This window comes from Actinomycetota bacterium, from assembly GCA_040881665.1.
Taxonomy (GTDB): domain Bacteria; phylum Actinomycetota; class UBA4738; order UBA4738; family HRBIN12; genus JBBDWR01.
Genome location: JBBECT010000005.1, coordinates 195,096 through 215,848, shown reverse-complemented (window position 1 = coordinate 215,848; position 20,753 = coordinate 195,096). Strand labels below are relative to the sequence as shown.

Here is a 20,753-nt window from a genome sequence, read left to right as displayed (position 1 = left end):
CCATATACTGACGCTTCTGTGCGCTATCGCGTCGACCTGCGTTCGGACACCGTCACGCGTCCTTCGGACGCGATGCGGCGCGCGATGGCCGACGCGGAAGTCGGTGATGCCTGGTACGGCGACGACCCGACGGTGAACGCGCTGCAGGAACGTGCCGCTGCCCTCGTCGGCACGGAGGCAGCCCTGTACGTGCCGACCGGCACGATGGCGAACCAGATCGCTCTGCGACTTCACGTCCGGGGCGGCGGACATCTCGTCGTGTGCGCGGAGGGCGCGCACGTCGCCTCGACCGAGGTCATGACCTCCGCGGTGCTGTCCGGGATCTCCTATCGCCAGATCGAAGGGCCGGACCGGGGCCACCTGACGGCCGAGGCGGTCGCCGACGGACTCGCGGAAGACTCCTACTACGACGTGGAGATCGTGGACCTCGTCGCCGTGGAGAACACTGCCGGATACGCCGGTGGAACATGTCTGCAGCTCGATCGGCTGCACGCGATCCGCGAGGCGGTGAGCGCCCGTAGCCTCCCGCTCCACCTGGACGGCGCGCGGCTGTTCAACGCGGCAGCGGCGACGGGGATCGATCCGGCCGAGTTCGGCGCGACCGTTGACACCCTGATGTTCTGCGTGTCCAAGGGTCTCGGCGCTCCGATCGGGTCGCTGCTGTGTGGGCCGATCGAGGTGATGGCCGAGGCACGGCGGCTGCAGATCCTGTTCGGCGGTGCCTGGCGGCAGGCGGGGATCATGGCTGCGGCCGGCCTGCTCGCCCTCGAGCGCGGGCCCGGGCGGCTCCACGAAGACCACGAGCGCGCGCAGCGACTGGCTCACGGTGTCGAGGCGGCGCTGCCCGGGACGGTGGATGTTGCGGCCGTCGAGACGAACATGGTGTTCGCCGACATCGCTCGGATCGGACTGGATCCGCTCGAGGTGATCGATCGCCTCCGTGACGCCGGGATCGGGGCGACGCCGACGAACGGTGTCGTGAGGATGGTCACGCACTGGGACGTGGACGACGACGGGATCGATGTCGCGCTCGAGGCATGGCGCGCGATCGCCTCCGCGTCGAGGCTCGCGACGACGTCCATCCGGGCGGAGGAGGCATGATGGGGTTGTTCTCGCAGAAGCTCTCTGATGAGGTCGCGGCCCGTGTGCCGCCGGGGCAGCGACTCGTGAAGACCTGGCCCGTGCTGCATGTCGGTTCGATCCCCGCGTTCGACCTCTCGACCTGGGATCTCCGGTTGTTCGGTGAGGTCGAGCAGGAGGTCGTCCTGACCTACGAGGAGTTGCGGGCCCTGCCGATCACCACGCTCACCGCCGACATGCACTGCGTGACCGGGTGGACGACCCTGGACAACGCGTGGACCGGGGTCTCGTTCCGTACCCTCGCCGAGCGCTGCCATCCCACGGGCGGGGCGAGATGGGTCGTGACGCACTGTGAGCAGGGCTACACGTCTGACCTGTCGATGCAGGCGATGGATGATGGCGACGTCCTCGTCGCGTGGGCGCACGCGGGCCACGATCTGACCCCCGAGCACGGATATCCGCTTCGGCTCGTCGTCCCGAAGCGGTACGCCTGGAAGAGCGCGAAATGGCTCCGGGGGCTCGAGTTCCGAACCGACAACAAGCGCGGCTTCTGGGAGGAGCGCGGCTACCACGTGCACGCGGATCCCTGGCCCGAGGAACGCTACAGCTATCAGGAGCACGGGCGGGCCGACCTCGAGCCCTGAGCCCCTCTCCTCGCCCGACGAGGGGCCGGGCGGGGGTAGCTGGGAGCAGCGGGGGAGCAGGTAGTAGCCTCCCCCGTTCAAGCCTGCCGGCGCCCCCGCCGATGGGCAGGTGGGGGTTCCCTTTCGTCCATGGCCGTGTCCACACTTCCTCGTTCCGCCCGGCGCCGCGCTCCCCGCGTGCTCGTCGCGGTGCTCGCGCTCTCCGCGATCGTTCCGGCCGCGGGCGTCTCGGCGGGCGAGAACGACGACCGTCTCGAGCAACGGCAGCGGCGCACCAAGGTCGAGATCGGCGACGTCGAGCAGCGCCTCGTCGAGCTGCGCGAAACGATCGCCGCCGAGCAGCGAGCGTCGACGACGCTCCAGGTGCAGATCGCCGAGGCGGCGCGGGCTCTGGGTGAGGCCCAGAGCGCGTTCGATGAGACCCAGCAGCAGCTGATGTCGCTTCGCAGCGAGCTCGTCGTGATCGAGGCGGAGCACGCGGAGATCCAGACCCGCCTCGCCGATCGCGCCCTCGTGGCCGTCGAGCTCGCCGAGGGACCGGCGGCGCTCGAGTTCGTCCTCGAGTCCCAGTCGCTCACCGAAGCCGGTGACCGGCTGGAATTCCTCAACCAGATGCAGGTCGCCGACGACGCCCTCGCCGACGAAGCCGCAGTCGCCGCCGAGATGCTGGATCGCAAGCGGCGGCTCGAACAGGCCGAACTCGCGCGGCAGGTGGAGCTCGTCGAGGTGCTCGACACCGAGGAGGAACGGCTCGCGGCCGCCCTCGTCGACCAGCAGTGGCGCCTGGACGCGATCGCCGACGCGAAGCAGGAGGCGCAGCGTCTCCTGTCGCAGCTCAGTGCCCATGCGGAAGAGCTCGCGGAGAGGGAGTTCTCGGTGCCGGCCGGCGGCGGGGCGACGTTCGGGACGTGGGCGAAGTCGTTCCTGCAGTACATCGACGCGCCGACCTGCTCGGATAACGTCGTGATCATGGTGACCTGGCAGGTGGCCGAGTTCACCGAGGCCCGCTGGAACCCACTGGCGACAACCCTCGACATGCCGAACGCGACCGTATTCAACTCACATGGGGTTCGCAACTACGTCTCGCTCGAGCAGGGCCTGGAGGCGACCCATCAGACGCTCCTCCGCGGGGCGGAGACCTACGGGTACGGCGCGGTGCTCCAGGGTTTGAAGAGGTGCGCCGACCGGATGGTCACCGCGAACGCGATCCGCGCGTCGTCGTGGTGCGCGGGCTGCGCGAGCGGCGCGTACGTGACCGGCCTGGTCCCGATCGTCGAGCGGTACTGGGAGCGATACGCGAACGAGAGCGCCTGGGACTGATCCGGCATCAGCCGATGAAGATCGTGATCGTGTCGCCGGCACGGACGATCGTCCCCGGTTTCGGATCCTGGCCGCGCACGACGGCTCCCTTCGCGTTGGGAACCCGCTGCACGTCGGCGGCGAGCCCCCGGGCCTGGATCGCCGCGACGGCCTGCACCTCGGTCATGCCCCGGTAGTCGGCGATCGCGAACCGCTCCGGGCCCTCGGAGACGGTGAGCGTGACGAAGGAATCGAACGCGCGCTCGGTTCCCGCCAGCGGGGACTGGCCCATGACGATCCCGATCCGAGCGCTGTTGCTGAACTCCTCGACGACCCGGACCTGGAACCCGCCTGCTTGCAGCGCCGCGGTGGCATCGTCGACCTCGCGACCGACGACGGCGAGTACGGCCCGCGGCGGAGGGCCCTTGCTGATCACGAGGCTGATCTCGCTGCCGAGAGGCGCTCGTGCGCTGCTCGGCCGCTGCCGGACGACCTGGCCCTCGTCGATCCGTTCGGAGAACGCCTGGGTCGTCCTCCCGACGACGAGCTCTGTATCTTCGATCGCCGCCACCGCCCGGGCTCGGGGCATCCCGACGACGTCGGGGACGTGAACTGGGGGAGGGCCGGCGGACGGCACGATGAGGACCTGCTCGCCTTCTTCGAGGCGCTCGCCGGCGGGAGGCTGCAGCTGCAGGACGCGACCGGCAGCGATGTCGTCGGAGTGGCTCGCTTCGCCGATCGCGACCGTGTAGCCGAGGGAGCTCAGACGGGAGCGCGCTCGATCGAGGTCGCTGCCGACGAGCCTCGGGATGTCGTGGTAGTGGGGGATCAGGTACTCCCACGCGCCGTACGCGGCGCCGCCGAGCAGACCGAGCAGCAGGACGAGGGCGACCACACGCTTGGGCCATCGACGTGCGCGGCGCTCGCCGCTCGCGGTCTCCCGTTCGATCGTCACGGTCTCGGCCCGCTCGGGGCCGGCCTCGGGGAGGATGAGCGGAGCCTCGGCCTCGACGATCCCGGCCAGCGCGGGCGCGACGGGAAGCATCGCGGACTCGCGTGACAGGTCGCGACGCATCTCCTCGGCCGACTCGGGTCGCAGCTCTCGGTCGCGCTCCGTAGCGGAGGTGACGAACCCGTCCATCCCGGCCGGCAGGCCCGGGATGATCCTCGAGGGCGCCGGGACACGGTTCGAGAGGTGCTTGTAGGCGATCGCCATCGCGGTCTCACCGGTGAACGGGAGCTTTCCGGTGAGCAGTTCGAAGCTCACGATGCCGAGCGAATACAGGTCGGTGCGGGGATCGGCGGGCTCGCCGCGGATCTGTTCGGGCGCGAGGTACTGCACCGTTCCGGTTACCGTGCCGGTGGAGGTCTGTCGGCCGTCGGCGTAGGCACGGGCAAGGCCGAAGTCCGCCACCTTCGCGATGCCCTCCGGCGTGACCATGATGTTCTCCGGCTTGATGTCGCGGTGCACGATGCCCTGTCGGTGCGCGTGGCCCAGCGCGGCGAGCACCTGGTCGAGGACCTCGGCCGCCTGCGCGGGCTCCAGGCGTCCGCGGGCGTTCAGGAGCTCCCGCAGACTCTGACCACGGATGTGCTCCATCACCATGAAGTAGATGCCGTCGACCGCGCCCCAGTCGTAGACGGCGACGATGTTCGGATGGTTGATGCCGGCTGCCGCGCGTGCCTCGCGACGGAACCGCTCGATGAATCCCGCGTCGCCCGCCAGCGACCGGTGGAGAACCTTGATCGCGACCTGGCGGTCGAGCACGGTGTCGTGGGCGCGGAACACCTCGCCCATCCCTCCGGCGGCGATCCGCTCGACGATCCGGTACCGGCCGTCGAGGGTGGTCAGGCGAACGCCTGTCGCGGCCGAGGCGGGCGCCGTGGCCGGGACGGGTTTGGCAGAAGCGCTTGATCGTGCCGTGATGCCGCCCTCCGCATGGTGGGGGCCGCGCGGTGGGTACCGGTCATTGTAGGGGGCCGAGCAGGCCGAATCCCGCAAGCGCGGGGGTCCCGGCGCTGTGCTATCATCCGCTCGACCAGGGGAGCTCGGGCGGAACCGGGCTGAGAGGCCGGCTGCAGGCAGCGTCGGCGACCCGACGAACCTGATCCAGGTAATGCTGGCGGAGGGACGCTCAACGCATGGAAGTGCACCCGGACGTCTACGTATTGACCTCGGACGGCCTCGTGCCCGGCCGGGGCCACCTCGACGTCGTGCGGGCGGCGATCGAGGGCGGCGCGACGATGCTCCAATTGCGGGCGCCCGATCTGCCCGATCCTGTGCTGCAGGTCACGGCGCGCGCGTTCGCGGAGCTGTGCCGGACCGCGGGGATCCCGGGGATCGTCAACGACCGCATCGACGTTGCGATCTCCAGTGGCGCGACGGGCGTGCATCTGGGGCAGGAGGACGGGCCGCACGGTGCGCGCCGGATGCTCGGTTCCGAACGGATCCTCGGGATCAGCGTCAGCGACGTCGCTCAGGCGCGGGAGGCCGAGGATTTTGACGCGGACTACCTCGGCGTCGTCGTCTGGTCGACGGGGACCAAACCGCAGGCCAAGCCGGTCGGGGTGGCCGGATTGCGGGCGATCGCGGCAGCAACGAAGCTGCCCGTGGTCGGGATCGGCGGGATCGATGCCACGAACGCCGGTGAGGTGCTCGGTGCCGGTGCCGCCGGGATCGCCGTCGTGTCGTCGGTCGGGGCGGCCTACGACCCGGTCGCCGCGACCCGCTCGCTCGTCCGGGTGGTCGCAGCGCGGTCGGGCGGCGGCGCCTCGCGCCCGGACGGCGCCGGCCCGGCGCCGTCCGGGGAGCAGGCGCGGACGTGATCGACGAACAACGCACGGGCAAGGCGACCGCCGAGCTGTTCGAGCAGGTGATCCTGCGCCGCCTCGGGGCCCTCGATCGGGACGTGCTCGTCGGACCACGTCACGGCGTCGACGTCGGTGTGGTGCGGGTCGCCGACGGCGTGGCGATGGCGATGACCGCGGACCCGATCTTCATCGTTCCGGCCTATGGGTGGGAACGCGCCGCATGGTTCGCCGTCCACATCCTCGCCTCGGACGCCTCGACGAGCGGTCTTCCGATCCGGTGGATGTCGGTCGACCTGAACCTGCCCCCGGAGGTGAGCGATACGGACCTGACCCTGCTATGGGACGCGTTCCACCGGACCTGCGAAGCGCTCGGTATCGCCGTCGTCACCGGCCATACCGCGCGCTACGACGGGTGTTCGTGGCCGATGGTCGGAGGAGCGACGTGCATGGCCATCGGGCCGGACGACGCGTTCGTCACGCCGACGATGGCCGTTCCCGGCGACATGGTCGTCGTCACGAAGGGGGCGGCGATCGAAGCGACCGCACTGTTCGCGGCGACGTTTCCCGACCGGGTCGCAAAGGGCGTCGGCCACGACATGATGCGAGCGGCCGACGCCTTGTTCGAGCAGATGACGGTCGTTCCCGAGGCGAGGGTCGCGGCGGCGTTCGGGCTCCGCCACCGGGGAGTGACCTCGATGCACGATGCGACCGAAGGCGGCGTGCTCGGGGGGCTCCTCGAGGTCGCCGACGCCGCGGGGGTCGGGATGCGGATCGACCGCTCGGCGATCCCGGTGCGGCCCGAGGTTCTCGCGGTCTGCGACCACGTCGGGATCGATCCGTACGTGTCGATCTCCGAGGGAACACTCCTGGCGACGGTCACGCCGGGGCGAGCGGACGCGTTCGTCGCTGCCCTCACCGGCGAGGGGATCGATGCCGCGGTCGTCGGGGAGATCACCGAGCCCGCCTCGGGGCGGGTGCTCGAGACCCCGCAGGGCGCCCAGCCGCTCCGTCACCCCGGCCTCGATCCCTTCTGGGGCGCGTTCGGAAGCTGGGCGGCCGAGGCGGCGGGAGGCGCCGGAGAGTCGACCGGAGCCTGAGAGCTCCTGCACCGCCGAACCGCCGAACGCCGAACCGCGTCAGACCATCGGCCTACGGAACTCGCTTGACCCTCCTCCCCATCTGTCCGTACCCTGGGGAGATGCGGCGGGTGCGGATACGGAGAGCATCGGTTCCGATCGCCTCGCTGTGCGTGGTGGCGTTGATGCTCGGGGGGTCTCCGGCGATCGGGCCGGCCGCCGCAGGCACGGGGTCGACGTGTCGGACGACTTCCGCCGGGTCGGCGAACGTCCAGGTCTGCCTCCTCGAACCATCGGACGGGGAGGCCTTGTCCGGTCTCGAGCGGGTGCGTGCGACGGTGTCGGTCTCGAACGACACGCCGGTGATTGGTCTGCAGGCGTCGATCGAGGGCGTCACGGTGATCGACGACGGCGAGGAGCCCTGGGAGTTCCAGATCCCCACCGACCGCTACGCAGACGGCTCCTATCGCCTCCGTGCCCGAGCGGTCATCGGCACGACGATGCACCCGGTGCTCTCGGGATGGACGCGCATCGGTGTGGGCTTCGACAACGGCAACGCAAGCACGCCGGGTCCGACCTCCGGGTTCGACCCGCCCACCGTCCACGGCTCGCGGATCGTCGTGGGGAGCGTGGGGGACGGAGCCGATGGAGGTTCGCGGGCCCAGCGCGTGATCGACCGCATCGCCACATGGGATCCGGACCTGTTCCTGTACACGGGCGATGTCTACGACGACGGGTCGCGTGAGGAATTCGCAAGCTGGTACGGATCGAACGGCCAGGCGTGGTCGGTCTTCCGGGACGTGACGGCCCCGACGCTCGGCAACCACGAGTACCTCACCGAGAACGCGCAACCGTATTTCGACTACTGGAACGGGGTTCCCCACGCCTATGCGTTCGACGCGGGAGCGTGGCGGGTGATCGTGCTCGACTCGACGAAGGACTTCGGACAGTACCTCCCCGGATCGCCGCAGTTCGAGTGGCTCCGCGCGGAACTCGAGGGCGGCACGCCGGCGTGCACCCTCGTCTCGGCCCATCATCCGCGGTACTCGGTGGGCAAGTACACGGGCTCACCGTGGCTCCAGTCGATCTGGTCGCTGCTGACCACCCACGGCGTCGACGTGCTCCTCACGGGCCACGATCACAACTATCAGCGTTGGAAGCCGCTGGGAAGCAACGGCACGCAGAGCAAGGACGGCGTCCGGCAGTTCATCGTCGGGACGGGTGGACACGAGACGTACGCGATCCAGCGCAACGATCCACGGACCGCCTTCGCGGTCGGGAACACCGACGGTGCGCTTAGGCTCGAGCTGCGGGCCGACCGCGCGTTGTATTCCTTCGTCAAACCGAACGGCACCGTGCTCGATTCCGGGAAGTTCCCGTGTTCGGTCTCGGACCAGTTGCCGCCCACGGCGCCGGCCGACGACGCTCTGATGGCCGAGAGCTCGCCCGGATCGGGGGGTCGTTGAACCGGGGTCGGACCGCGCCACCCCGGTCGCGCAGGCTCGTCACCGCGCTGGTGCTCGCGTTGGCGGCAGCCGGGATCCCCGCGGCGGCCCTCGGCGGACAGGCCGCGTGCCGCACGAGCGGTCCCGGCAACGGCGTCACCGTCGAGGTGTGTATCACCTCTCCCGAGTCCGAAGTCACGGTGTCGGGTGCCGTGCCGGTCCAGGTCACCGTGGACGTGTCGGACGGGGCCAACGTGGAACAGATCCGCGCGTTCCTCGGCGGACAGGCGATCATCATCGATCAGGTCGCACCGTACCGGTTCGTGCTGCCGACCGATCGCTATCCCGACGGGTCGAACGAACTCGGCGTGTCCGCCGACGTCGACACCTCCGGTTCGTTCACGAGCGCTCGCGCCCGCGTATCGCTGACCTTCGACAACGGGAACGCCGGTGACCCGGGCCCGTCGGTGACCTTCGAGGAACCGAGCGTCCCGCCGACCGGCGAGCCGGTGGTTCTCGCGGCTGTCGGCGACGGCGCCGGGAGCCAGACCGCCGCCCCCGCGGTGCTCTCGTTGATCGAGTCCTGGGATCCCGACGCGTTCCTCTACTTGGGGGACGTGTACGCGACGGGAACGCACGCGGAGTTCGCGAGCTGGTACGGGCCTCCCGGCAAGAACTTCGCCCGCCTGCACGACATCACGGCTCCGACTCCCGGCAACCACGAGTACCTGTCGAACGACGGAGAGCCCTACTTCGAATACTGGGGGGTCGAGCCCTTCTACGCGTTCGACGCAGGGGATTGGCGCGTGATCAGCCTCGACGCGAACAAGGACTTTCACGGCCACGAGGTCGGTTCCGCTCAGTACGAGTGGCTGCGGGACGAGTTGACGACGACCCGCCGCGCCTGCACCCTCGCGTTCTGGCACCAGCCGCGGTTCACGGTCGGGAAGTACACGCCCGGCGCCGACTGGATGCAGCCGATCTGGCAGCTGCTCGCCGAGCACGGCGTCGACGTCACGCTCCACGGCCACGATCACGGCTACCAGCGATGGCGCCCGATCGGTCCGAGCGGTGCGCTCGACGCCGACGGGATCCGCCAGTTCATCAGCGGAACCGGCGGGCACCCGACCTATGCGTTCCGACGCACCGATGCGCGTATGGCCTTCGGACTGGAACACACACGCGGCGCACTGCGGTTCGAGCTCGGCGCGACGGGAGCGGACTGGTCCTGGCGCCGCACGGACGGCACCGTCGCCGACTCGGGCAGCTTCGCGTGCTCACCGGTTCCCGACGAGGAGCCTCCGTCGTCGCCGGCGGATCTGACGGCGACCGCGTCGGGTCCGAGGTCCGTCCTGCTGGATTGGACGGCGTCGACCGATGACGTGGGCGTCACCGGCTACCGGATCTACCGCGACGGCGAGCAGATCGACGAGGTGCCGACCTGGCCGACCGCCGCGACCGACGCAGGCCTCGAGTCGGAGACGACGTACGCCTACCGGGTCCGTGCGCTTGATGCGGCCGGCAACCTGTCGCGGTCTTCGGACCGTGTCTCGGTGACGACGCCCACCGACGACGCACCTCCATCGATTCCCGGTGGCCTGCGGGTCTCGGTCGCCGACCGGTTCCATGCGGAGCTGGCGTGGAACGAGGCCACGGACGACATCGGGGTGGTGGGCTACGACATCGCCCGCAACGGCATCCTGCTCGGAACCGGGGCTGCCTCGTCGTTCGCCGACGAGACCGTGGTCCCGGGTGAGACGTACCTCTACACGGTCCGCGCGCGGGACACGGCCGGGCACACGTCGGCCTTCGGTGCACCGCTGGAGGTCTCGATCCCGGCCGCGCTCTTCGCCGACGGCTTCGAGAGTGGGGGGTTGGCGACATGGACATCGACGACCGGTGGCGTCGTCGTCGACGGTGGCGGCAGCCGAGGGACGCGTGCGGTGCGCTTCGATGTGAACGGCGCCGCCCGCGGCTACGCGTATCGCGATCTCTCGGCGCCGGAACCGGATCTGGTGACCGAGGCGACGTTCCGGCTTCTTGATCACGGGAGCAACGCCGTCGATCTCCTGGCCCTCCGCGCGGCGTCGGGCGGGGCGACCGGCGCAACCCTTTTCGTCACGCAGGCCGGCTACCTCGCCCTCACGGAGCAGGCGAACGGCAGCCAGACCGTTTCGCGCCGGCTGGTCGACGACGGGAACGCGCATGTGCTGCGCGTCCGAGCGAGGGTCGACGGCACGGTGAAGAAGCTCGTGACGAGGCTCGACGGCGTGAAGGTGGGAGCGCTCTCCGGCAAGAAGGCCCTGGGCCCCAGCGCGATCGGTCGGATCCGGATCGGCGACGGCACGATCGGGCGCGCCTACGACATGATCGTCGACGAGGTGGCCGCCTGGCGCGGCTAGGGACTCAGCGCAGCCAGGTCTGCAGGATCGCCTTGCCGAAGTGGTAGCCGTACTTCAGCGACTTCGGCTTCTTGGACTTGCCACCCTTGCGCGCCTCGATCGTCACGGGGACCTCGACGATCCTCGCTCGGTGCCGGAGTGCCTCGATCAGGACCTCGCTCGTCCAGAACTGATCTTGCTCGAGCACGAGCTTGCGGAGGAGGTCTGTCGTGGCCGCCCGGTAACCCGACGAGATGTCGGTGATCCGCTGGCCGGTGAGGATCGTGGTCAGCCACGAGAAGAAGTGCACGCCGATGTGTCGGATCGTGCTCTCGGACTCGAACTCTCCGAGCAGTCGTGAGCCGTTCACGTAGTCGGCCCGGCCCGCGAGGATCGGCTCGATCATCACGGGCAGCTCCTCGGGCATGTGCTGTCCGTCGGCGTCGACCGTCACGACGATGTCCGCTCCGAGCTCGATCGCGATGTCGTACCCCACGCGCAGGGCCAATCCACCACCTCGGCGGATCGGGTTGCTCGCGACGAGCGCCCCGCCGGCACGAGCGACCTCGACGGTGGCGTCCTCCGAACCGTCGTCGACGACGATCGAGATCACCTGATAGCCCTCCAGCTCCCGGGGGATCCGCCGGAGTACCTCACCGAGGTTCTCTTCCTCGTTGAACGCGGGGGAGACGGTCGCGATCTTCCTTCCGGGAAGGAGCGCTCGCGCCGCGTCCCAATCGAACTCCTTCTGGGCGAGGGCTTCGACGAGCAGACGGATGCTGCGTTCGTTCGAGTCGGCCTGGGCCTGGGTGCGAAGCAGGAGGGCGAACAACACGGCGACCGCGACGAGGAGTACGGCGTCCAGCCGTCGGCCGCTCCCCGGTTGGAAGTTGAAGGTGTCGAACAGCGGATTGAAGAGGTTCGGGTCGAGCGCGAGCAACACGACGCCCGTCGCGATGATCCAGCCGATCACGAGGCTGAGCCGGGAGATCTGGCGCCGGCGGTAGCGGACGACGGAGATGAAGAACAGAGCGACCGCGAGGATCGCACCGAGGATCCGGAGCGCGCTCATACGGTCACCGCCGACGGGCTGCGGGGCTCAGCCCGCAGGCTGTGCCTCGCGCGCCGGGGGCTTCCAACGGGTCCTCGGGTCGATCCGGTCGGGGATCACGCGCTCCTTGTAGGTCGCGAGCACGTCGAAGAGGTGTTCGATCAGGGTCTCCGACAACTTGTGCGGCTGCAGCCCCAGGTCGAGCAGCTTCGTGTGCACGGGGTTGTAGTAGTGCTCTTCGAGTTCGACGCGCGGGTTGGTGACGTGGTCGACCGTGACGTCGAGTCCGTGCAGCGTCCCCGCCTCGCGGACCAGCTCGGCGAGTTCGGCAACGGAGAACTGCTCGGTGAACTGGTTGAAGACCCGGAACTCGCCCGGCGCCGCCGGGGTTAGGGTCGCGAGTTCGACGCACTGGAGCGTGTCGACGATGTTGAGGTAGCCGCGGGTCTGGCCGCCCTTGCCGTACACGGTGAGCGGGTGGCCGATCACGGCCTGGAGGCAGAAGCGATTGAGCGCGGTGCCGAAGACCTCGTCGTAGTCGAAGCGCGTCAGCAGGCGCGGGTCGAGCTTCGTCTCCTCGGTTTCGATCCCGTAGACGACGCCCTGGTTCAGGTCGGTCGCGCGCAGCCCCCAGATCCGGCAGCCGAAGTGGATGTTGTGCGAGTCATGGACCTTCGACAGGTGGTACATCGAGCCGGGGAGCTTCGGGAAGGGAAGGGTGTCCTTCCGTCCATTGTGGTCGATCTCGATGTAGCCCTCTTCGATGTCGATGTTCGGCGTCCCGTACTCGCCCATCGTCCCGAGCTTCACGAGATGCGCGTCGGGGGCGAGATCCCGCATCGCCCAGAGGATGTTGAGCGTGTTGACGACGTTGTTCGTCTGCGTCGAGACCGCGTGCTCCCTGTCGATCATCGAATAGGGGGCGCTCGGCATCTCGCCGTAGTGGACGATCGTCTCCGGGCGGAACTCGGTGAACAGCCGCTCGACCACATCCCAGTCCGTAAGGTCACCCTCGGTGACGCCGATCTCGCGGCCGGTGACCTCTCTCCAGGCCGTGGCCCGCGCCGGGAGGGATGCCGCGATCGGGGTCAAGGACTCGGTGCCGGCCTCCTCGTGACCGCGCCGACGGAGGTAGTTGTCGACGACATGCACCTCGTGGCCACGGGCCGAGAAATGCATCGCCGTCGGCCAGCCCAGGTAACCGTCGCCGCCGAGGATCAGGATCCGCATGTCCAGGTCGTCCTTTCGCAGGGAGTTCCCGTGAGCCGCTCCGTGGGGAAGTCGCCGTATGGTAGCAACACATCATGGCTCGCTTCCTCCTTCGATGACCCGGATATCCCGGACGGGCGGTGGGGGTGCGATGGCGTTCGCCGGAGTGGACGGCGGAACCTCCTGACACACACGAAAGCCGCCCCACGGCACGGGACGGCTTTCGAGCGGACCGGTCAAGGGTCCGGCCAGGGAACGTCAGCGGCCGAAGCGGGTATCTCGTTGGCGGTCGCCCTCGACGACGCGATCCTCGCGGAACGGGTCGACGTCCCGGACGGGGTCTCGGGCGCGATCGACGAGGTATCGATCGGCTTTCCGGTGGTAACGCTCACCCCAGAGCCCGCCGAGGATGCCGCCGGTGAAGACAGCCACGATCGCGACGATCCCGCTGATCACCGCACCGGTCGTCACTTCGTCGGTGTTGAACCAGCGATCGAACCAGTTCGGCAAGTCTGCAGCGACCAAGACGTTGTACTCGACGGCTGCCCACGCGCCGAGAGCGGCCAGGATCGCGCCGAGCACGAGGAACCAGACCGCGGTCATCGCACCGTTGCGGATCCCGTCGTAGCGCGCGATGCGTCCGGCGACCCAGCCGCCGATCGTGAACGCTACGAACAGTACGAGGATGCCGACGATCACGGCGCCGATCGACAGCTCTTCGCCGTCCGCGTTCTCGAGCCCGGTCTCGAAGGCGATCCCTCCGATCGCCGCGCCGATGATCCCGCCGATCAAGAGTGTCGCGGCGATCGCGGCGAGCATGCCGGCGAGCGATCCGGCGAACGAGATGCCACCGAAGCGGTCACGCGCCTCAAGGCGGACGAGCCGCTCATCGCGCGCGTCGTCCGGCTCCCGGTACGCGCTGCGCGCCTGTGCGGGTGGCGTAGCATCCTCGCCGCGCCGCCCCACCGGCACGGGCGGCGGAGGAAGCATCGCGTCCTCGTCGATCGAACGGTGGCGAACGTCTCCCGTCACGGGATCGCGGTAGGTCTCGGTGCGCACGTCGTCGCGTGCCATCGCGGATCACTCCCCTCGGATCGTGAAGGTCGTGCGTATCGTCGGTCCCCCTCGAGAACCGACCGTGTCCATGTCTACCCACCGTTCCGGGGAGGGAAACGTCCCCATGGCCGCGTCGGTGGCGCATGTCACGGGTTCACTGGTCGATCAGGGGAGCGTGGCGAGTTCGTCGAGCACGCGATCGACCTCGTCGGGGGTCGAGTAGTGACAGAAGCCGATCCGTACCGCGCCACCGAGGTCCGGCTCGAGCCCGAGCCGCTCCATCAGTTCGAGTGCGTAGTAGTGGCCGTCCCAGGTGAAGATCCCGCGGTCGCCGAGGGCCCGGGTGGTCTCGATCGGTGGCTGTTCGCCGACGCGGACCGCGAACGTGGGCGTACGCTCGTCGAGGCGAGCTCGATCGCCGATCCCGAAGAGCCGGACGTGTTCGATGGCCTCGAGCCCGGAGAGGAACCGGTCGGACAGCTCGCGCTCCCACGCACCGATCGCGTCGAAGCCCCTGCGGATGCGCTGGCGCCGGTCGCCGACGTTCGCCTCGCGGGCCCCGAACGTGTCGCCGATCTCGGCCAGGTAGTCGACGGCGGCGACGAACCCGGCGAGTCCTTCGTGGTTCAGGGTGCCGGTCTCCCACCGGTCGGGGACCGCGTCGCTCGCGGGTCGGACCTTGTAGGGCTCCCACGAGGCGAGGAGCTCCTCGCGGGCCCACAGCATGCCCAGGTGAGGGCCGAAGAACTTGTAGGGCGAGCACACGGCGATGTCGGCGCCGATCGCCGCGACGTCGATCGAGCGGTGCTGGGCGGCATGGACGCCGTCGACGCACACGAGCGCTCCCGCCGCGTGCGCGCGGCGAGCGACCTCGGTCGCGGGGGCCACCGTGCCGACCGCGTTCGATGCGAGCGTCACCGCGACCAGACGGGTCCGGTCCGACAGCGCCGCGTCGAGCGAGTCGAGATCAAGGTTGACGTCGTCGTCGTGAACATCGACCCACCGCACGATCGCTCCCGCGTCCCGCGCGGCGAGCACCCACGGACGGATGTTCGCGTCGTGATCGAGGCGCGTCACGACGACCTCGTCTCCGCGTCCGAGCGTACGCCCGAACGATCTGCTCACGGCGAGCAGCAGCGACGTGGCGTTCTGCCCGAACACGATCTGATCGGGATCGGCACCGAGCAGATCGGCGCCCGCCACGCGTGCCCGGGCGATGAGTTCGTCGGTCTCCTCGCTCGTCACGAAGGTGCCGTGGGTGTTCGCGTTCGAGCCGACGAGATAGTCGCGCATCGCGTCGAGCACCGCCTCGGGCATCTGCGAACCGCCCGGTGCGTCCGCGAAGACGCACGGGCGTCCGTCCATGCGGCGCCCCAACGCCGGGAACCGGCTTCGCAGCACGGACAGGTCGGGAGCGGCCATCACCTCAGGGTGGCGCAGGGGTCGCGACCCTGACAACCGAACCCCCACGCCGGTCCTCCCGAGGCCCTAGGCTTGCGTGCCATGACCGACCATCCGGCGAGAGTCGCGGCACGCGGAGGCATCACCGGCCTCATCACTCGGGTCCGAGGCGAGGACAGCTACGCGCTCGTGCTGTTGATGACCGTGTTGACCATCGCGTTCCTCGCGGGTACCTCGGATCAGGGGTGGGAGTGGATCGTCGGCATCTCGCTGTTGTGCATCACGCTGCTCGTCGCGCTCCACACGTCGAACGTCCATAGGCGGACGTTCCGGCTCGCGCTGGTCCTGTGCGTGTTCGCCTTGCTCGGCGCCGCGGCGGGCAGCACGAGCGAAGGGACGGTCGCGACGACGGGCCTCGCGGTGATCGGCGCGGTCCTCGTGTTCGTGACGCCGATCGCGATGCTCCGACGGGTTACGCAGCACCTCACGATCAACGGACAGACGGTGTTCGCGGGGATCACGGTGTACCTGCTCGTGGGGCTGTTCTTCTCCTTCGTCTTCATGGTGATCGCGCGGGCCGATCCCCAGCCGTTCTTCGAGGCGACGTCGACCGGGGCGGCGAGCGACGGCGGGACGAGCGACTACCTGTTCTTCAGCTATGTCACGATGACCACCCTCGGCTACGGCAACCTCGTCCCCGAGCAGGACCTCCCGCGGATGCTCGCGGTGCTCGAGGCTCTGCTCGGACAGATCTATCTCGTGACCGTTGTCGCGATGATCGTGGCGGGATTCGCGACGACGGCGCAGGAGCGTCGTAGCGAGCGCTCCGAGGAACGCGACCGCCGGTAGCTTCAGGCCGAAGCGCTTGCAGGAACGACGGAACCGGGGGATGCTCGCCCGGATACACCGGCGGCACGCGCTCCCGGCGCGAGACCGAACGGCCGAGCCAAGCGGAGGGACGACCGTGGGAGGCATGCAGACCAAGGTCCGGATCGACGCGGCGCGCCTGTGGGCGGCAGGTGTTGCGACCTCGGTGATCGCCGCGCTCGCGGGTCTGGTCGTCTACCTGTTCGCCGAAGGCGTGTTCGACGTCGATCTCCGGGTCAAGGACCTCTCCGGCGGGGGCCTGACCGACCTCACGTGGGTGCCGGTCGTGGTGACGGCGTTCCTGGCGGGGATCGTGGCGACGGCGGTGCTCCATGCGTTGCTCACGCTCGTGCCGCGTCCGACGGTGTTCTTCGGATGGCTCGCCCTCCTCGCGACGGCGGCATCGTGCCTGGTGCCGCTCACGACCGACGTCGACGCAGAGGTGAAGTACTGGCTCCTGGGCCTCCACCTGGTCGTCGGCATCGTGGTGATCTCCCTCCTGCTCGCGATCGCCCGCTGGGTCTCGGTCGAGGAACCGGCCCGGACGACGGACGCCTCGCCGCCCCCGCCCCCTCCGACGCAGCCCATCGGCTGAGCCCCGACCGGCGCACGAGGGTGTTCGCACCGGGGTACGGAGCGCACTAGGCTCGTCCCGTACCAGCACGGCCGAGGTGGCCGGTGCGATGGGCCGGCCCGCGCGGCGGCACACGAACGGAGGGAGCGACGGATGCAGACTGCCGACCAGGCACCCGAGGGGGCACCCCCCGCAGAGTTCCGGCGGGCGATGGCCGAGGCGGCCGACCGGTGGTGGCTGTTCCTAGTCACGGGGATCGCATGGGTGATCTTCGGTTTCATCGTGTTCCAGTTCGACCTTGATTCGGTCGCCGCGATCGCGATCTTCACCGGCGTGGCGTTCATCGTTGCGGGGTTCAACGAGTTCCTGATGATCCCGATGGTCGAAGGATGGAAGTGGCTGCACGCGGTGATGGGTGTGATCTTCATCGGGGCGGGGATCATGGCCCTGGTCTGGCCCGATCGCACGTTCTTCATCCTCGCGTCGATCGTCGGATGGTTCCTGGCGTTCAAGGGGATCTTCGACATCATCCTGTCGATCGGCACCAGGGAGGATTTCGAACTGTGGTGGCTGCGCCTGATCGCGGGCGTGATCGAGCTCCTGATCGGCCTGTGGGCCGTCGCCTACCCCGGTCGCTCGATCGTGCTGCTGATCGTGTGGGTCGGGGTGGCCGCGTTGATGCGCGGGATCACCGAGATCATCTTCGCGTTCGAGCTGAAGGGCGCGAAGGACCGCAACCGTCGGGGCGGTGGCTCCGTGTCGCCTGCCACCGTCTGAACCTCCTCACGTGCGGTTCGGGCTCGATACCGCCCAACACCAACTGACGTGGGACGAGCTCCTCGGCCGGGTGCGCCTGGCCGAGGAGCTCGGCTTCGACGGCGCGTGGGTGTTCGACCACTTCAAGCCCTTGTACGCCGACCCCAACGGGCCATGCCTCGAAGCGTGGACCCTCCTGGCGGCGCTCGCGGCCGCGACCGAACGGATCCGCCTCGGGCCGTTGGTCACCGGGATGACCTACCGCCACCCGTCGATCCTCGCGGCCGAGGCTCTGACGGTCGACCACGTTTCCGGCGGACGTTTGGAGCTCGCGGTGGGAGCGGCGTGGTGCGAACAGGAACACCTCGAGCTCGGCATCCCGTTCCCTCCGACCGGTGAGCGCATCGAACGGCTCGGGGAGGGCGTTCAGGTGCTTCGCCAGTTGCTCACCGAAGACGAGGTGAGCTTCGACGGCCGCTACTACCGATTGCGCGGCGCCACGCTGCACCCGCGCCCCGTGCAGCGGCCGCATCCACCGATCTGGATCGGCGGAACGGGCCGGAGGCGGATGCTCCCCCTCGTGGGCAGGTACGCCGACGTGTGGCACGGCTTCGGTGATCCCGCCGAGCTGCGTGAGCTCGGGTCGATCGTCGATGCCGCGGCCCGGGAAGCCGGACGAGACCCGAGCGAGATCGTGCGCTCGACGGATCTGTCGATCGAGGACCTGGATGCCGCCGCGCGCCGGACGGCCGAGCTCGAGGCGATCGGATTCTCCTACCTCACGGTCGGCTGGCCCTCCCAGGGCCGGTCTCGGGTCGAGGAGTTCGCGGCCCGCTTCCTGGGCTGACGGTGTGCCCCGGAGGGGGTCCGTCCCCCAACGGAACCTCTACGGGTTCTCGCGCGTCGGGAAGCGTGAAGAGAACCGAACCCCCATCGGACAAGAACGATGAAAGGCCCGCGCCCGCGGGCCCGGTTCGCGATCGAGCCGGGAGGGCTTCGAGCTTGACGACGACCTACTACGTGCGCAGGCAGGGAGAGGACTGGCATCTCGAGCTGGAGGATCGACGCCTGGAGGTGGCGGGAACGCGCGCGAGCGTTCTGCGAGCCGCACGCACGCTGGCGTTGCTGAACGCCGGCCGGGTGGTCGTCGAGCAGGACGACGGCTCGTGGGAGGACCACGAGGTTTCGCCGTTCCAGTGACCTCCTGAGGAGGCGACGCGTACCTCGCGACCGCCGGGCAGGTTGTGAGCAGCCGGGTGTTCATTCCGACCTCCGAAGCTTCGCGCGCGGGAGTTGGTCGACTTCGAACGCGAACAGTGGATCGGTCACAACGCTGGACGGATCCTCGCGGTTGGTGAGCGCGATCGCCTTCGTGAACAGCGGGTGGTCGGCTCGATCCACGCCCGGTCCTCGATCCGCGGCGGCGCTCCCTGACCGGGCCACCCCCGTGGCGGACGTGCGATGGCGCATCCGCCAGAGAACCTTTTTCATCCCTCGCGGCAATACAGGGGGACGAGCGGCTTCAGCGAGCCCCTGTGGACGAGCCCCTGTGGAGAGGAGCGAGGGAGTGGTGGTGCGAGAGCGGGCGACGATCTATGTGCGGGTGGAAGGGCGGAAGTGGCGCCTGCACGACCATGAAGGCAAGTCCCAAGGGGTGTTCGGCAACCTCGATGCGGCCCTGACGGCAGCGCGGTACATCGCGCGGGATCACATGCCGAGCTGCGTCAAGGCCCAGGACGCCAACGGTGCGTGGATGGTCTTCGAGAGCTTCGAGGGTCCCGAGACGGCCGAAGACCAGGCCGTCTCGACCCTCAACGGCCGCCGGCGCCGGAAGTGGTTCGTGTGAGGCCCGATCGGCCCCCGGACACCGGCCCGGTCATCGTGGATGGGTCGGGCGTCCCGACCGTGTTGCTCGTCGGTGAGCACGCGCTCGATCAGGCCCCGGCGTTCCTCCGGCTGGGAGCGGTCGTCGTGGTTGCTCCCGATCGCGGATCGCTGGATCGGTGGCAGTGCGAGCAGGGGGGCGGCGATGGGCGTGCCCGTGTCACCGCCGCCGACGACTCGATCGTCGTCGATCTGCGCAAGCACTCGATCGAGTGGCGCGACGTGGCGCTCGACATCACCGAGCTGGAGTTCCGGGTGCTTGCCGCGCTCGCCTCCGAGCCCGACCGGGCGTGGTCGTTCCCGGACCTGCGGGCGACGGGCTGGGGGCCGGCCACTCCGACGCGCGACGATCTGGTGACCGTCCGGTCGGTCGTCCAGCGTCTTCGGAACAAGCTCCGTGTGGCCGGCGTCCTCGCTCGGATCGAAACCGTTCGCGGGTTCGGGTTCCGTCTCACGATGCAACCCCCGGCACCGCGCAGTGTCCCCGACCTGCGACGTTCCGGATCGGTGACAACCTGATGAGAACCTGCACTCGACCCCCTGCCGATCGCACCCGTACCTTCCGCCCCGGCGTGTCCCCCCCAATCGACTACGCACGCCGGAGGAGAGACCGATGAGCAAGCGACGCACGGGTGTCGCGACGGCAGCACTCCTGGCTGTCGCGGTGATGTGGACGGTGCCGGCGACGGCGGACGACGAACCGACGGAAACCGAGCAGCACTGTGCGGTGATGCTCGATCGCTCGATCGACGATCCGCAGACGAACCCGGTCGAGACCGAGTCGGTCGACCTCGGATGTTTCGACACCCTGACGCAGGCGGTCTCGGTCGGAACGAACGGAGCCGTCGCTCCCGTGTCGGGCCACATCGTGAAGCGTGTGAGCTTCCGGGAGGCGATGCGCCAGCTGATGACCGAGGAGGACCCGGAGAAGACGTTCCTGATCGGCATCGAATGGACCCTCGTAAATCACGACGGGGGAAGTCGCTCGTACTACTTCGACCGCGCCTGCAACAGCAACCCGATCGAAGTCAACATCGGTGCGACGTGGAACGACAAGTTCGAATCGGGGAAGGGATTCAGCGGCTGTGGGAACAACAGGAAGTTCGAACACGTGAACCAACAAGGCGACGTGAAGATCTGTTCGCCCAACTGCTCCAGCTACCATGCACTCAACAACAACGTGTCCTCATTGCGCTGGAAGGAATAGCGCAAACGGCGG

General features: G+C 69.0%; 21 protein-coding genes and 1 riboswitch. Of the genes, 15 read left to right on the top strand and 6 right to left on the bottom strand.

All coding sequences use genetic code 11. From position 1 onward, the window contains the following. The first annotated feature begins 18 nt into the window (after positions 1–18). The 3 genes from WEF05_06735 (at position 19) to WEF05_06725 (ending at position 3,044) form a co-directional block, all read left to right on the top strand. Complete coding sequence (locus WEF05_06735) at positions 19–1,101, top strand: GntG family PLP-dependent aldolase (GenBank protein ID MEX1101581.1); 1,083 nt, start codon at positions 19–21, stop codon at positions 1,099–1,101. Next, a complete protein-coding gene (locus WEF05_06730) occupies positions 1,098–1,724 on the top strand; it encodes a sulfite oxidase-like oxidoreductase (protein MEX1101580.1) in 627 nt (208 codons plus the stop codon). The genes WEF05_06735 and WEF05_06730 overlap by 4 nt, the downstream gene beginning before the upstream one ends. A gap of 129 nt (positions 1,725–1,853) precedes the next feature. Next, positions 1,854–3,044, top strand: a complete 1,191-nt coding sequence (locus WEF05_06725; protein ID MEX1101579.1) for a hypothetical protein — start codon at positions 1,854–1,856, stop codon at positions 3,042–3,044. Positions 3,045–3,051: 7 nt separating this feature from the next. Here the strand turns inward: WEF05_06725 and pknB are convergent, their stop codons facing one another. Then, positions 3,052–5,025, bottom strand: a complete 1,974-nt coding sequence (gene pknB / locus WEF05_06720; protein ID MEX1101578.1) for a Stk1 family PASTA domain-containing Ser/Thr kinase — start codon at positions 5,023–5,025, stop codon at positions 3,052–3,054. Between the two features lie 29 nt (positions 5,026–5,054). Then, a riboswitch (TPP riboswitch) is annotated at positions 5,055–5,173 on the top strand. Between pknB and thiE the strand changes: the two genes are divergently transcribed. The 4 genes from thiE (at position 5,166) to WEF05_06700 (ending at position 10,757) form a co-directional block, all read left to right on the top strand. After that, positions 5,166–5,849, top strand: coding sequence for a thiamine phosphate synthase (thiE, locus tag WEF05_06715; GenBank protein ID MEX1101577.1), 684 nt, complete (start codon positions 5,166–5,168; stop codon positions 5,847–5,849). Its footprint overlaps the riboswitch before it by 8 nt. After that, positions 5,846–6,931 carry an AIR synthase family protein gene (locus WEF05_06710; protein ID MEX1101576.1) on the top strand — a complete coding sequence of 362 codons (1,086 nt, stop codon included), beginning with the start codon at positions 5,846–5,848 and terminating at the stop codon, positions 6,929–6,931. The genes thiE and WEF05_06710 overlap by 4 nt, the downstream gene beginning before the upstream one ends. A 101-nt stretch (positions 6,932–7,032) precedes the next feature. Next, a complete protein-coding gene (locus WEF05_06705; protein ID MEX1101575.1) occupies positions 7,033–8,376 on the top strand; it encodes a metallophosphoesterase in 1,344 nt (447 codons plus the stop codon). Continuing rightward, positions 8,373–10,757: an Ig-like domain-containing protein gene (locus WEF05_06700; GenBank protein MEX1101574.1), complete on the top strand. Its 2,385-nt coding sequence runs from the start codon at positions 8,373–8,375 to the stop codon at positions 10,755–10,757. The genes WEF05_06705 and WEF05_06700 overlap by 4 nt, the downstream gene beginning before the upstream one ends. A gap of 4 nt (positions 10,758–10,761) precedes the next feature. Here the strand turns inward: WEF05_06700 and WEF05_06695 are convergent, their stop codons facing one another. The 4 genes from WEF05_06695 to WEF05_06680 all read right to left on the bottom strand — a co-directional run bounded on the left by WEF05_06695 (position 10,762) and on the right by WEF05_06680 (position 15,474). Further along, positions 10,762–11,808, bottom strand: a complete 1,047-nt coding sequence (locus WEF05_06695) for a glycosyltransferase family 2 protein (protein MEX1101573.1) — start codon at positions 11,806–11,808, stop codon at positions 10,762–10,764. A gap of 27 nt (positions 11,809–11,835) precedes the next feature. Next, positions 11,836–13,017 (bottom strand): NAD-dependent epimerase/dehydratase family protein, encoded by a 1,182-nt coding sequence (locus WEF05_06690; protein ID MEX1101572.1) that lies wholly within the window; start codon positions 13,015–13,017, stop codon positions 11,836–11,838. A 237-nt stretch (positions 13,018–13,254) separates the two neighbouring features. After that, positions 13,255–14,070 carry a hypothetical protein gene (locus WEF05_06685; protein ID MEX1101571.1) on the bottom strand — a complete coding sequence of 272 codons (816 nt, stop codon included), beginning with the start codon at positions 14,068–14,070 and terminating at the stop codon, positions 13,255–13,257. 147 nt (positions 14,071–14,217) lie between these two features. Continuing rightward, complete coding sequence (locus WEF05_06680; GenBank protein ID MEX1101570.1) at positions 14,218–15,474, bottom strand: cysteine desulfurase-like protein; 1,257 nt, start codon at positions 15,472–15,474, stop codon at positions 14,218–14,220. Between the two features lie 81 nt (positions 15,475–15,555). On the opposite strand from WEF05_06680, the gene WEF05_06675 reads away from it, so the two are divergent. The 5 genes from WEF05_06675 (at position 15,556) to WEF05_06655 (ending at position 18,850) form a co-directional block, all read left to right on the top strand. Beyond that, on the top strand, positions 15,556–16,302 hold the full coding sequence (locus tag WEF05_06675) for a potassium channel family protein (protein ID MEX1101569.1): 747 nt from the start codon (positions 15,556–15,558) through the stop codon (positions 16,300–16,302). A gap of 124 nt (positions 16,303–16,426) precedes the next feature. Then, entirely contained in the window at positions 16,427–16,915 is a 489-nt protein-coding gene (locus tag WEF05_06670) for a DUF6069 family protein (protein MEX1101568.1), read from the top strand. 132 nt (positions 16,916–17,047) lie between these two features. Then, positions 17,048–17,671: a DUF308 domain-containing protein gene (locus tag WEF05_06665; protein ID MEX1101567.1), complete on the top strand. Its 624-nt coding sequence runs from the start codon at positions 17,048–17,050 to the stop codon at positions 17,669–17,671. A gap of 10 nt (positions 17,672–17,681) precedes the next feature. Continuing rightward, entirely contained in the window at positions 17,682–18,497 is an 816-nt protein-coding gene (locus tag WEF05_06660) for a TIGR03560 family F420-dependent LLM class oxidoreductase (protein MEX1101566.1), read from the top strand. A gap of 155 nt (positions 18,498–18,652) precedes the next feature. Further along, complete coding sequence (locus WEF05_06655) at positions 18,653–18,850, top strand: hypothetical protein (protein ID MEX1101565.1); 198 nt, start codon at positions 18,653–18,655, stop codon at positions 18,848–18,850. 60 nt (positions 18,851–18,910) lie between these two features. On the opposite strand, the gene WEF05_06650 is transcribed toward WEF05_06655, so the two are convergent. Then, positions 18,911–19,051 (bottom strand): hypothetical protein, encoded by a 141-nt coding sequence (locus WEF05_06650; GenBank protein ID MEX1101564.1) that lies wholly within the window; start codon positions 19,049–19,051, stop codon positions 18,911–18,913. 166 nt (positions 19,052–19,217) lie between these two features. Between WEF05_06650 and WEF05_06645 the strand changes: the two genes are divergently transcribed. The 3 genes from WEF05_06645 to WEF05_06635 all read left to right on the top strand — a co-directional run bounded on the left by WEF05_06645 (position 19,218) and on the right by WEF05_06635 (position 20,741). After that, positions 19,218–19,496, top strand: coding sequence for a hypothetical protein (locus WEF05_06645; GenBank protein MEX1101563.1), 279 nt, complete (start codon positions 19,218–19,220; stop codon positions 19,494–19,496). Continuing rightward, the gene (locus WEF05_06640; protein MEX1101562.1) at positions 19,493–20,053 is read left to right on the top strand and encodes a winged helix-turn-helix domain-containing protein; all 561 of its coding nucleotides are present in this window, start codon (positions 19,493–19,495) and stop codon (positions 20,051–20,053) included. Before WEF05_06645 ends, WEF05_06640 begins: the two co-directional genes overlap by 4 nt. 94 nt (positions 20,054–20,147) lie before the next feature. Continuing rightward, on the top strand, positions 20,148–20,741 hold the full coding sequence (locus tag WEF05_06635; GenBank protein MEX1101561.1) for a hypothetical protein: 594 nt from the start codon (positions 20,148–20,150) through the stop codon (positions 20,739–20,741). Positions 20,742–20,753: the final 12 nt, after the last annotated feature.